This window comes from Vibrio sp. ZF57, assembly GCF_001691235.1.
GTDB classification, from domain to species: Bacteria; Pseudomonadota; Gammaproteobacteria; order Enterobacterales; family Vibrionaceae; genus Vibrio; species Vibrio crassostreae_C.
This window is the reverse complement of record NZ_MAKD01000092.1, coordinates 1-12,077: the sequence shown is the minus strand read 5'-3', so window position 1 is coordinate 12,077 and position 12,077 is coordinate 1. Positions and strand designations below refer to the sequence as shown.

Annotated in this window: 10 protein-coding genes and 6 tRNA genes; 9 read left to right on the top strand and 7 right to left on the bottom strand. The window is 42.9% G+C overall.

The window, feature by feature from the left end:
- Window positions 1–138: 138 nt before the first annotated feature.
- The gene (locus tag A6D97_RS13940; protein ID WP_017062601.1) at window positions 139–1,281 is read right to left on the bottom strand and encodes a fatty acid desaturase; all 1,143 of its coding nucleotides are present in this window, start codon (window positions 1,279–1,281) and stop codon (window positions 139–141) included.
- Window positions 1,282–1,447: 166 nt separating this feature from the next.
- Here A6D97_RS13940 and A6D97_RS13935 point away from each other — a divergent pair, with 166 nt between their 5' ends.
- Window positions 1,448–1,993: a GNAT family N-acetyltransferase gene (locus A6D97_RS13935; protein ID WP_017062600.1), complete on the top strand. Its 546-nt coding sequence runs from the start codon at window positions 1,448–1,450 to the stop codon at window positions 1,991–1,993.
- Window positions 1,994–2,162: 169 nt separating this feature from the next.
- On the opposite strand, the gene A6D97_RS13930 is transcribed toward A6D97_RS13935, so the two are convergent.
- The 5 genes from A6D97_RS13930 to A6D97_RS13910 form a co-directional block, all read right to left on the bottom strand.
- The gene (locus tag A6D97_RS13930; protein WP_065584644.1) at window positions 2,163–3,188 is read right to left on the bottom strand and encodes a GGDEF domain-containing protein; all 1,026 of its coding nucleotides are present in this window, start codon (window positions 3,186–3,188) and stop codon (window positions 2,163–2,165) included.
- Window positions 3,189–3,470: 282 nt separating this feature from the next.
- Window positions 3,471–4,406, bottom strand: a complete 936-nt coding sequence (ylqF, locus tag A6D97_RS13925) for a ribosome biogenesis GTPase YlqF (protein ID WP_065584643.1) — start codon at window positions 4,404–4,406, stop codon at window positions 3,471–3,473.
- A gap of 167 nt (window positions 4,407–4,573) precedes the next feature.
- Window positions 4,574–4,888, bottom strand: a complete 315-nt coding sequence (locus A6D97_RS13920; protein WP_017069125.1) for a cytochrome c — start codon at window positions 4,886–4,888, stop codon at window positions 4,574–4,576.
- 88 nt (window positions 4,889–4,976) lie between these two features.
- Window positions 4,977–5,981: a low-specificity L-threonine aldolase gene (gene ltaE, locus A6D97_RS13915; protein ID WP_065584642.1), complete on the bottom strand. Its 1,005-nt coding sequence runs from the start codon at window positions 5,979–5,981 to the stop codon at window positions 4,977–4,979.
- 39 nt (window positions 5,982–6,020) lie between these two features.
- Entirely contained in the window at window positions 6,021–6,536 is a 516-nt protein-coding gene (locus A6D97_RS13910; protein WP_065584641.1) for an NUDIX hydrolase, read from the bottom strand.
- Between the two features lie 287 nt (window positions 6,537–6,823).
- Between A6D97_RS13910 and A6D97_RS13905 the strand changes: the two genes are divergently transcribed.
- The 6 genes from A6D97_RS13905 to A6D97_RS13880 all read left to right on the top strand — a co-directional run bounded on the left by A6D97_RS13905 (window position 6,824) and on the right by A6D97_RS13880 (window position 10,636).
- Window positions 6,824–8,479 carry an ATPase RavA domain-containing protein gene (locus A6D97_RS13905; RefSeq protein ID WP_017067123.1) on the top strand — a complete coding sequence of 552 codons (1,656 nt, stop codon included), beginning with the start codon at window positions 6,824–6,826 and terminating at the stop codon, window positions 8,477–8,479.
- 11 nt (window positions 8,480–8,490) lie between these two features.
- Entirely contained in the window at window positions 8,491–9,936 is a 1,446-nt protein-coding gene (viaA, locus tag A6D97_RS13900; RefSeq protein ID WP_017070584.1) for an ATPase RavA stimulator ViaA, read from the top strand.
- Between the two features lie 199 nt (window positions 9,937–10,135).
- A tRNA-Cys gene (locus tag A6D97_RS13895) sits at window positions 10,136–10,209 on the top strand.
- 46 nt (window positions 10,210–10,255) lie between these two features.
- A tRNA-Gly gene (locus A6D97_RS13890) sits at window positions 10,256–10,331 on the top strand.
- An 80-nt stretch (window positions 10,332–10,411) separates the two neighbouring features.
- Window positions 10,412–10,498 (top strand) — tRNA-Leu (locus A6D97_RS13885).
- Window positions 10,499–10,562: 64 nt separating this feature from the next.
- Window positions 10,563–10,636: transfer RNA gene (locus A6D97_RS13880), tRNA-Cys, on the top strand.
- A gap of 75 nt (window positions 10,637–10,711) precedes the next feature.
- On the opposite strand, the gene A6D97_RS13875 is transcribed toward A6D97_RS13880, so the two are convergent.
- Window positions 10,712–11,500: a lipase gene (locus A6D97_RS13875; RefSeq protein WP_017064543.1), complete on the bottom strand. Its 789-nt coding sequence runs from the start codon at window positions 11,498–11,500 to the stop codon at window positions 10,712–10,714.
- Between the two features lie 349 nt (window positions 11,501–11,849).
- Here A6D97_RS13875 and A6D97_RS13870 point away from each other — a divergent pair.
- Window positions 11,850–11,936: transfer RNA gene (locus A6D97_RS13870), tRNA-Leu, on the top strand.
- Window positions 11,937–12,003: 67 nt separating this feature from the next.
- A tRNA-Cys gene (locus tag A6D97_RS13865) sits at window positions 12,004–12,077 on the top strand.

The following is a 12,077-nucleotide window of genomic DNA, read 5'->3' as shown; positions in this document are numbered from 1 at the left end:
ATATCACTTACTACCGTTTTTGTTTTTAGTTCCCGCTAATCCGCGATGAACCTTAAAAAAGCCCTCATAGCAATATAAGGGCTTCAGAATAAGAATCAAACTGTGTTGTTATTGGTGTGTTAAGCGTATTTTTTTGCTTTAAGCATATTGTTCCACTGTCATCGCCCAATTTTTCTTCTGTTGTTCGAAATTCATTTTGATTTGCTGATAACGAACCTTAAGAACAGAGTGTTCGTACTTCTTCACAACGTCTTCGCGCTTGCTTTCAAGTAGCTGTTTTTTAACTTCGTAATATTCGTTCATGTTTGATACTAGAGCATCAAACTCTTGTTGAAGCTTCTCTGCGATTTGTTGCTTGTCGGCACGATGCATGATTTTTTGCTGGGTGCGTTTAAGTAACATTGACGCTTCAGCTTTCTCAATACGAGCTTGAGGGGTTTTCTTAAGCTTACTTGCCAGTCCCATCAACGAAGCACTCTTAATCAACCATTTTGTTGGATCGTATTGCCACCAGTAGATGCCGTTACGGTAGTCGTTCTCAAAGATGTGGTGGAAGTTGTGGTAGCCTTCGCCGAAAGTGAGTACTGCTAACACACCGTTATCACGCGCTGTGTTTTTGTCAGTAAAAGGTTGGCTACCCCAGATGTGAGCAAGAGAGTTAATAAAGAATGTTGTGTGGTGGTTAAGTACCAAACGAACTGCACCTACGATTAACAACATGCCAATCACGTCACCGTAAATCACGCCTAAAGCGATAGGAACACCGAAGTTCATTAGTAATGCTAACAGAACATAGTGCTTGTGCTGCCACATAACAATCTTATCTTTTTTAAGGTCACGGCAGTTTTCGTAGTTTTCGTACATTGAGGTGCTGTAATTACGAATCATCCAGCCAATGTGTGAGTACCAAAATCCACGTTTTGCAGAGTATGGGTCTTTGTCGTTGTTATCGACATGCTTGTGGTGAACACGGTGATCAGAAGACCAGTGTAGCGCGCTGTTCTGCAGGGCAAATGCACCACCTAATGCAAACAGGAATCTTAGGCTTGAATGCGCTTCAAACGCTTTATGTGACCATAAGCGGTGATAACCTGTCGTGATTGAAAGGTTACAGAACGTAAAGCAGATTGCTAGCCATATCCAGTGCTCCATGCCATAGCCAAAAAAGTAGCCATAAACGGGAGCCGCTACAACAGCAAGCAGCATACTAAAAGAGAACACAAAAATATTGAGCCAGATTAATGGCGGCTTTTTTGTAGATTGTTTGTCGGCACTATTCATTAGCAAATTTCCATTGGGCTTACATCTGTGCGCTAGAATATCAGCGTACACGTGTAAGTCAATATTGAAAGTGTAAACGTGTATTAGTATGTTTTGCTTAAATATTGTATAAAGGTAGTGTGAAATGTAGTAGCAAGTCATAAATGGAAGTACTAAGGGCTAATAAATGGAAATTAAGGTAGCTGAATATAAAGATTATGAGCGGATTGCCCAATTACACGCGGATAGCTGGAAGCTATATTACCGTGGCATTCTTGCTGATGATTACCTAGAACATGATGTTTTGGAGGACAGATCTGTTATTTGGCAGACTCGTTTGATTAATCCTCCTTTCAACCAACATGTTTTATTGCTTGAGGAAGGCGGTTTACTGGTTGGTTTTGTCTGCGCGTTCGGTAATCACAACTTTGAGCGTGGTACGTTCATCGATGCGTTACATGTAGATAATAATTATCGTGGACGAGGTGTAGGCAAGCGTCTGTTGTCTGAATTGTCGAAGTGGTTGCAGCAATACTATTCGGACTCAGGGCTTTACCTAGAGGTGATGTCTGAGAACCACCAAGCGATTGCTTTTTATCAGGCGATTGGTGGCAAAGAAGAACTAGAGCAAGTTTGGAACGCACCATGTGGCAGCCAAGTGAATGAAAAAGTGATTTCTTGGAGCTCTCCCGTTGAACTTGAACAGAAAACAGCGAGCGTTGTGTATTCTTAGTCGATTCTTGTTGAATACTGTTTTTTTGCTGAGTAGCAGGTTCTTAACGAAGCTATTTTAAAGCAGAAGAACAAAGACAAAAGCCCCGAGTATTAAGTTGCTCGGGGCTTTTTTGATTGAATTAGTGGTCGTTTTAATGATTCGCAAAGATGCGTGAAATATTGGGCGATTAATCACACCATGTGATCTTATTCCTACCGCCTTTTTTCGAAATGTAGAGTGCTTGGTCAGCGTCGTCGATAAGCTGCTCGACAGAACCAAGGGCTTGAGGGGCATGTTTCACACCGATTGAAATTGTTACTTCTAATCTAAGGCGAGTAGGGGATTCTAAAAGGGCATTAACCAGCGATTCAATTGAAGCCTCGGTTTCTCCTTGGACCAGCACCAAAAACTCTTCACCGCCGTATCGAAAGCAGTTACTGCTAGTCGGTAGTCGTTTTTGAATCTCATCGGCCAGTTCTTTAATCACCATGTCACCCATTTGATGGCCGTAGGTGTCGTTAATCGATTTGAAATGATCAATATCTATCATGAGCGATGTAATGGATCGCTGACGGTCTATGCTCGGTTCTATCACCTGATGAAGATAAAGGCGGTTGTAGCAGCCCGTTAGTGCGTCTTGATAGGAAAGGGCCTCGAACATATTAGATTGCTTGCGAAGCTGAATCGCTTGTTTGCGGAGTTGCTCGGATTGAGCGAAACGTTTGTGTACTTCCAGGTCACGTCTAACACAGGCCGCTGAGATTAGGATGTAAGCCGAGATATAAACGGAAATTGTTTCTATTTCATGCTCTGGCTCCGCTTCATAAAGCAGTGGCGCAAGGCCGATGAGATAAGCCAAAAAGATAAACGACAGCGTAGATATACTGTATCTGGCTGACAATCTTGAAAACGTACCAATGTAGATCATCACTAAAATGATGCCACCTTGGTAATCGAAGTTGTTCAGCTCGATGGCTAGTCGACCGATATAGACCAAGAAAAGTGAGCTAATTACAAGGAAGGCACTTTCTACGAGTTCCAAAACGTTGGGTTTGTTTGTAATACAGTATCTGGCGGCGGCCATCATCAATAAAAAAAGTATGACTCGGAAAATGATAGGCGTAATGCACTCGCTACCAAAGTGGATGTAGTCGGTGACGATAAAAGCACAGAATATTGAGATAGGGATGTAGATGAAATTTATGTACGGCAAATAAATTTCATTATCGAAATAGGTTTTAAATCTTTGATTCTTGAACCCAGAATAAGAGCGCATTGAGAAATTAGCCGAGATTGATACACAATAATTTGCGTAGTATGTCACAGTCTTTGGGATTGTAAACGACCATTTCTATAGATTTGTCAGTATGTTAGCTAGATCAACAAACGGTAGCGGGCAATATTCACGCTCTATTATCGATAGAGCGTGAATATCTAGAGGCTGGTGTAAGAGTGGTAAACAGAAATTAAAGCAGATTATAAAAACTAATCGCGATTAACGCTTGTTCTTCAGGTAACGCTTACGACGCTCTTCTTTTTTCTTAGTCTGTTGTTCCGCTTTCAGCGCAGCCGCTTCTTCAACTTCGATCAGCTCTTGTGTGATCATTTCTGGCAACTCAAGCGTTACCTTACCTAAAGTGCCATTACGCAATTCGTGAAGCAGGATTTCTGAACATTTGTGAATGTCGATATGACCACCGGCACGAAGTGCACCACGCTTACGGCCAATCGCTTCCATCAGTTCGATGTCAGACTCAGGCAGCTCTTCAATTTGGTAGCGCTCTTGCAAAAGGTTAGGGTACTGTTTTGCTAGGTACTCTACTGTGTAAAATGCCACTTCATCGTATTCCATTGCTGTATCTTTTACAGCACCTGTTGCAGCCAAGCGGAAGCCACTGTGTGGGTTTTCTACTTTAGGCCAAAGGATTCCTGGAGTATCTGAAAGGATCACGCCATTTTGCAGATTGATACGTTGTTGGCGACGAGTTACCGCAGGTTGGTTACCAGTAACCGCAATCGTACGTCCAGCCAAGCAGTTGATGATGGTCGATTTACCCACGTTCGGGATGCCCATGATCATTGTACGAATGTTTTTGCCCATCTGTTCACGGTGCGGTGCCAGTTTACGTACCAGCTCCATAACGTGGTTAACTTCTTCTTTTACGCTAGTCGTAATCGCAATCGCTTTAACGCCTTGCTCCTTCTCGAAGTGCTCAATCCAACGTTGAGTCAGTTCAGGATCTGCAAGGTCACGCTTGTTCAGCACTTTTACACAAGGCTTATCGCCGCGCAGTGAAGAGATCATTGGGTTTTCACTACTGAACGGGATACGAGCGTCCAGTACTTCGATGATCACATCAACTTGTGGGATAACTTCTTCGATTTCTTTGCGGGCTTTATGCATGTGACCCGGAAACCATTGAATAGACATAGAGATAAACCTTGATAAATATATTTGCTGCACATTGTAAGGGTTGGATGATACGTGTAAAGGTATATCTATCCCGACCTTCAATGAGCTCAGTGAGTTTGCTTGAAGTATAGGCGACTTGGTGATGTTTATTTAGCTGATGATTGACCTATTGAAGGTGGGAGCCGCTAATCTTGTAAAGCGTAAAAAGCCGCTATGTCTTTCAAATCTTGATCGTTAAGCTTACTTAGTTGCGCTCGCATCATATCCGCGTAATCGCCCTGCCTATCTCCGGTTTGATACGCTTTCATTGTATTAAAGAGATAGGTTGGATCTTGGCCAGAAAGCTTAGGATAGGAGTTATTAGTCGATTGACTGGTAGGGTTATGACAAAAAACGCAGCTTGGTGATTTAACTTTACCTAGTTCAGCGTCGCCAAAATCAGAGGCATGAAGGTTAGAGGAAAGAGCTAGCAATATTAGAGCGAAGGTTGGGTAATGCACGTTTTTACTCCGGTAAAAACATGATTATAAAGCTTCCCCTAAGGGGAAGCTCAAGTCTTATTTGTTCTGGGTGAACATTTAGTATGGCTTAAAGCGCATTTTCCAACTTAGTTAGGAAAGTAGCGATGTGTTCTGAACTGATATCTCTATGAGTAACAAAGCGAACAGGATTACCTGGTGACATAGTAATACCTTGTTCACCTAGCTCTCGTGCGATGCGGTTGATATCTACTGATTCATCTAATTTAGCAAACACAATGTTAGTTTGAATGAAATCAGGGTTAACAGAAAAACCTTCTAGTTTGCTTAAACCAATCGCTAGATTTTTTGCGTTCTCGTGGTCAGCTTTAAGTTGAGTAACGTTCTCTGTTAAAGCCATTTTTCCCGCTGCGGCAAGAATACCTGCTTGGCGCATACCGCCACCGACCATTTTACGTAGTCGACGTGCTTTTGCGATGTATTCTTTGTTGCCAAGAAGTAATGAACCGATAGGAGCGCCTAAACCTTTCGATAAGCAAATCGTCATAGAATCGAAATGTTGTGCGATCTCTTTGATGTGTACATCTAATGCGACTGCTGCGTTATAGACGCGCGCGCCATCTAGGTGCATTTGAAGTCTGTGTTGGTTTACGAACTCACGTGCTTCCGCTAGATAAGACATTGGCAGGACTTTACCATTGATCGTGTTTTCTAAACTAAGAAGCTTGGTACGAGCAAAGTGGCTGTCGTCGGGCTTAATCGCAGCGGCAAGCTTTTTAAAGTCTAAAGTACCGTCTGGGTTATTCTCGATTGGTTGAGGTTGGATAGAACCAAGGACCGCAGCGCCGCCAGCTTCGTATTTGTAGTTGTGCGCCTGCTGGCCACACAGATATTCATCACCACGCTCACAATGCGCCATTAAGCCAAGAAGGTTGGCTTGTGTACCTGAAGAGGTAAACATTGCCGCTTCAAAGCCTGTCTCATTTGCTGCCCACTGTTCTAGTTCGTTGACGGTTGGGTCATCGCCATAAACATCATCGCCCACTTCTGCGTTTGCCATTGCGTCACGCATGGCTTGTGAGGGTTTAGTTACGGTATCAGAACGAAAGTCCATGTTTCTCTCCTAGAGTACTTTAGGTAGTCATATAATTGGCTATAGATGGCCGCATAGTTGGGCTTTACTTAAACAAGCGATAGTTTTGGTATCGGTAATTTGATCGTGTCGTATTTTGTCGTGCAGTTCTTCTAGACTCAGTTCGATCACCTCTATGACTTCATCTTCGTCGCATTTAAAGCGGGTAGTGAGGCTTAAGTCTTTGGCGACGAACAAATGCTGAATCTCATCACAGAATCCAGCTAAAGGGGTAACTTGTCCTAAGCTTTGAAAAGAAGTTGCACTGTAACCTGTTTCTTCTTCCAACTCTCGCTGGGCACATTCAAGAGGTGTCTCACCAATTTCCATGGTGCCAGCCGGTAATTCTAAAAGCCATTTTTTAAGAGAAGGGCGAAACTGGTTAATGAGGATGATTTTTCCAGACGAAGTGATAGGAAGAATAACTGCCGCGCCGGGGTGGTTTATTGTTGTATGTTTTACCACGACGTTCGTAGGGAGCGTCACGTTCTCTTCTATGAGAGAAATACTTTTCCATTGATGGATAACTTTACTCATGCAGTCTGGCCACATTCCTTGCCAATTTTTCGGATAACTGAAGACGTGCACCACCATAACGTCTATGGTGTCGAAAATAAAAGAAAAATTAGGCTTAGCAATAGATTTAATTTCACGCCGTTCGTGATGCTACTCTCATAATTGGAATCTATGATTACGCAAAAATTGCAGCGTAACCATCTGATATAAAGGCAACTCAATAATAAAAGATACTTGTAACAAAGTGCTAACAAATGTATAAAAACAATTCTACACTCTCAACTGTTCAAAGATTTTCGGAGTAACGCATGAACCCTTCTATTTCTTCACATGCTGACAAGGCGCTACTCTCTGAAAGAATCAATAAATTAGCGCATGCTCTCTCTGATGGAGTCTATGAAAGAGAAGACACGATTAAGCTATGTTTACTGGCGGCCCTGGCTGGTGAAAGCGTGTTTCTATTAGGCCCTCCGGGCATTGCAAAAAGCCTTATCGCAAAACGTCTTATTCAGGCTTTTGACAACAGTAGTTATTTTGAATATTTGATGACACGTTTCTCTACGCCAGAGGAAGTGTTCGGCCCGCTAAGTATCCAAGAATTAAAAGACAACGGTCGTTATGTAAGGCTGACCGAAGGTTACCTACCAACAGCACAAGTTGTATTCCTTGATGAGATCTGGAAAGCCGGCCCTGCAATCCTAAACACGCTACTTACTGTCGTTAACGAAAAGACTTTCAAAAACGGCAGTGATATTGAACGTGTACCGATGCGTCTACTAGTATCGGCATCCAACGAACTTCCAGATGAAGACAGCGGCTTGGAAGCACTTTATGACCGTATGTTGGTACGCGTGTTCGTGAACCGTATTCAAAACAAACAAAACTTCAAATCGATGCTGACGACGGGTACTTCTCAAGAAGCGGTAATTCCAAAAGGTTTGGCGATTACGGACATTGAATACCATCAATGGCAGAAAGAGCTCGATAAGCTGGAACTGACAGACAATTCGTTTGATAAGTTGTTTGAACTAAAAACCATGCTTGAAGAGACGGTTAAGAAGCAAGGCTCTGCTTCAGAGTCAGAATTGTATGTATCAGACAGACGCTGGAAGAAGGCCGTTAAACTATTGAAAGCGAGTGCGTTCTTCAGTGGTCGCGATAGCGTGAACCCGCTGGATATTATGCTTCTGCAAGATTGTTTGTGGCATAGCCCAGAATCACGTGATGTGGTTCGTAGCGTGGTGAAAGACTTTGCATTGAACCGAGCGTTTGATCAACAAGAGTCGAAAGCTCAAATTGAAATGTCTCGTGAAGAGTTAGAAGAGATTCAAGACGATGTTGAATCAACGTTGTCGGTGTCACTTTCTATGGAGTCAACCAGTGGCTTGTTGCGTAAAGATGTTTACCAGAATGACATCAAGAACGCGAAAATGTACAGCGTGGGCAGTGCTTACAATCTAGTGAAACTGGTTATGCTGCAAAGCAACATGTCGGTTTCTGAATCTGAGAAAGGCGATAGCCGTTGGGTATACGTAGCCAAAGACGATTTTGATCGTGTTCTTAAAGAAGGTCACGGTGATATTTACGGTTACGTAAACGAAAATAAAAACCTATGCCGTTTAAAACTCGACTTGGATGCATCAAACCAATTAGTGATTAAAGACATCGCCAATCGCTCTGTATTGGTGAGTGTGGTTACTACTGACGGTTTAGACCAAGAACTGTACAACAAGTGGTTGAGTGGCGCTGAGAAAGCCTTAGAACAGTTAACTGAAGCTGAATTCAAGTTAAAACGCGTTCGTACTGAATTCCATGATGCATTACCTCATAACTATATTGACCCTGATTTACCAAAAGCGATGGAAGCAAGTTTGCAATCGGTAACGCAAGATCTTGAAACCACGAAAGTGAAGAGTGCCAAGATCGCTCAGCGTATTAAGTTTATGAGCCAGTACTTCGAGTAAGAGGAGAGCATATGTTAGGAGCAGACGGCTTAAACCTCGCTTTGATGGTAGCTGACTCAGGAATCATAGATACCGCGATGAATGATCTCATCGCTCGTTCTCAAGTCATGATGGCTGCTGAGAACAAAGGTGTGAAAACATCAGTGAAAAACCACTTAGTTAAATGGCGCGGTAAAGTTAAAAAACGCGTTACTAAGGTGTGTGAAACTGATCGATTCCAAGAGGAAATCGCCCTTTATCAAGAAGTGATTTACTGGGATGAACCTCAGTTCTTTGATGAGATAGACAGTGTTATCAAAAAACTTGAGTGGCACTCAGCGTTTTATCTACAAGCTCGACGCCTTATGGAGAACAACAAGGGTGTTTATAACGCGATGTTTCCACACTACTTTTGCGACCAATGGTACCAATCACTATCAGATGCGATTAAACAAGCTCAAGTAACTGAACTTGAAACAAGCAAAGAAAAAGTCTTAGCCGATCTTTATCAGCGCATGGAAACCATGAAAAACATGGATAAAGTGACAGAGTCGGGTGATGAAGGCAGTGTAGGGCGCTTGTGGGACATGGCATCTGCCAAGTTAAGCAAAACAGACCTTACCATCATGAAACGTCATGCTGAGTTCTTGAATAAGCACAAGGGCTTGCAAGAGATCGCTGAAAAGCTAGGCCGTATGGCTGGCGAGGAAGATGATCCTTCACTACACAAAGCCCCTGTAGAAGAGCTGCAGATGGTTGAAGAGAAAAGCGATGAAGCGGTTGATGATATTGTAGGAATTCATGAAAGTGATGACCTGAACAAAATGCTGCCAAACGAAACCATGTTCCTAGCTTATCCTGAACTTGAGGTTATCTTTTACAAGCACTTGGCCGACAAGCGTTTACTTAGCTATCGCTCGCAAGGTAAATCACGCACGTTACGTAAAGTGAAAGCACAAAAACCAGATAGCAAGAACATTGATATTGAAAAGGGCCCGTTTATCGTCTGTGTCGACGCTTCGGGTTCGATGAGTGGTTTTCCTGAGCAGTCTGCTAAAGCAATGGCTTATGCCTTAATGCAAATTGCTCTTGCAGAAGAGAGAGACTGTTACGTGATTCTGTTCTCTTCTGAGCAGATCACCTATGAGTTAACAAGGCAGGATGGCCTACGTGAAGCGAGCGACTTCCTAAGTTACTCATTCCACGGTGGTACGGATTTGGAACCTGTTCTTATGAAGTCGATTGACTTGATGACGGGTGATAAATACAAGAATGCCGATTTAATCGTACTTTCTGACTTTATTGCACCGAAACAATCTGACGAAATGATTGCTCAGGTTGAAAAGTTGAAAGAACACAAAAACCGTTTCCACGCGGTTAGTCTTTCTAAGTATGGTAACCCTCAACTTATGACGATGTTTGACCACTGCTGGGCATATCATCCTAGTCTTGTCGGTCGTTTCATGAAGAAGTGGTAGCGCTAGAACATTTTGTGCAACTCGATTTTGCTGTGTGTTTTTTGATTGAAGAGATCGAACATGCAGCAATTTGATTTAAATGTCAGCAAACGGAATTTAAATTCACTTTTTTGTTTGACTATCTCCCCTCAATCCGTAAAGTAGGCACCCGAACACAGCGGTGCGGCTTATTTAAGTCCCTAAAGTGTTGAATTAAAAAGGCGCCTTGGCAGAGTGGCTATGCAGCGGATTGCAAATCCGTGGACCTCGGTTCGACTCCGGGAGGCGCCTCCATTCTTTCTCTTAGTTTGATAAGTTAAGAGATAATAAGAATGAAAATGCGATACTAGCTCAGTTGGTAGAGCGCAACCTTGCCAAGGTTGAGGTCATCGGTTCGAACCCGATGTATCGCTCCAAATTTTGTAGTGTTGATTCATTTCGACATTAAGATGGTGTTTTACTTTTCAGTAATCGGCATCGCAATAAAGAATTGCGTGCCCTGGTGGTGGAATTGGTAGACACAAGGGATTTAAAATCCCTCGACGTTCGCGTTGTGCCGGTTCAAGTCCGGCCCGGGGCACCATCTATTTGATTATTACCTCGCTTGGTATTAATCAAAAGAGTTGTTCTCTTAAAACACTATTGAAGGCGCCTTGGCAGAGTGGCTATGCAGCGGATTGCAAATCCGTGGACCTCGGTTCGACTCCGGGAGGCGCCTCCATCATTCAGAAAAAACCAGTCCTAGTGACTGGTTTTTTCGTTTTTGACCCCGCTAAAAGCTTCCTACGTACCCATTTCAATGCTTATCAAAGAAATCTTTGTTACGGATATACTTGCTCATTAAGTGGTAAGAGAAAGGTCTTATCAGCCAACTAAAGATAGAGCGACCAAGGCGGATTAATGTAGGAGTGTTCTCATAGATTCGTCCGTTATAAAGCCAAAGCACTTTACCTACATGCCAATAGAGCAAAGGAACCGGTGGCATGAAGGTCACGATGTCGATGTCACAGCAAATTCGGTAGGTCTTCTTACTCATGCGATAGTGCTTTCGAAAGCTCCAATCACCAATGGCGGGTTGGCCAAAAGTCACTATTCGTTTAATACAGCCTGGGTACTTTTGATCAAAGTAATCAGCGAAGACACAACCGATAGCGCCTCCGGAAGAGTGGCCAGTAATAGACACTCTTTTTCCTTGTTCGATGAGAGGTGTGAGCGTGGCTTCCAAGCGCTCAATAACGGTTAAGCCAAGCTTATCTTCATTACGACTTGGCTGGCTCTCTTGAAACATTAGATGGTAGAAACCCGCATGCACACGATAATTGAGCCCAATTCTCTTACAGCTTCTTGTCCATAGAGCAAAGGTTAGTAGCCAATCTGAGATACTGTGCGATCCTTTGATTACCACAACCACTTCATCTTTGTCGCTACTCCACAACACTCTAATCATGGTTTTACCAAACTGGTTCTTGATGATGCGTTGTCCATTAGGGTCAAAACCATAGCGAGTCTGCTTAAAAACTCTAGGGTAGGCGAGGTTACAAAGAACGGCATAGCGCTCATATTGATATCGTTTTAGTGGTTTCACATGTTTACTTCTTAATAAGAGTTACTTCAAACTCTAATCGTTGAATGTGAAAAGCACATGAAAACGCCATTTGCTTGGTTTAAAACAATAAAATCACCGCATTCAATTGGTATTTGAATCAATGGTTGTCAGTGATTTGTCCGTTTAAATTAGAAATCCAAGTATAAGAACCGTACAAGCTGCACTAAATTTATTCTTTTGAGTTCGATAATTAATCACTTGAATTAAAAGATAAAATTTATTGTTGACGAATTTTTTCCTTCCGTTAAAGTACACCTCGTTCTCACGGCTTAGGTCGCTGAGAGATGGTGTTTTTACTTTTCAGTAATCGGCCTCGCAAGATTGCGTTGCCCTGGTGGTGGAATTGGTAGACACAAGGGATTTAAAATCCCTCGGCGTTCGCGCTGTGCCGGTTCAAGTCCGGCCCGGGGCACCATCTATCTAGCTTCTACATTTTGAGTAGAGTGATGAACAAAGAGTTGTTCTCTTAAATCACTATTAAAGGCGCCTTGGCAGAGTGGCTATGCAGCGGATTGCAAATCCGTGGACCTCGGTTCGACTCCGGGAGGCGCCTCCA

What these genes read in the sequence shown, in the direction of transcription:
- A6D97_RS13940 (WP_017062601.1), bottom strand. Translation starts at nt 1,281, where the DNA reads ATGAATAGTGCCGACAAACAATCTACAAAAAAGCCGCCATTAATCTGG.
- A6D97_RS13935 (WP_017062600.1), top strand. Translation starts at nt 1,448, where the DNA reads ATGGAAATTAAGGTAGCTGAATATAAAGATTATGAGCGGATTGCCCAA.
- ylqF (WP_065584643.1), bottom strand. Translation starts at nt 4,406, where the DNA reads ATGTCTATTCAATGGTTTCCGGGTCACATGCATAAAGCCCGCAAAGAA.
- ltaE (WP_065584642.1), bottom strand. Translation starts at nt 5,981, where the DNA reads ATGGACTTTCGTTCTGATACCGTAACTAAACCCTCACAAGCCATGCGT.
- A6D97_RS13910 (WP_065584641.1), bottom strand. Translation starts at nt 6,536, where the DNA reads ATGAGTAAAGTTATCCATCAATGGAAAAGTATTTCTCTCATAGAAGAG.
- A6D97_RS13905 (WP_017067123.1), top strand. Translation starts at nt 6,824, where the DNA reads ATGAACCCTTCTATTTCTTCACATGCTGACAAGGCGCTACTCTCTGAA.
- viaA (WP_017070584.1), top strand. Translation starts at nt 8,491, where the DNA reads ATGTTAGGAGCAGACGGCTTAAACCTCGCTTTGATGGTAGCTGACTCA.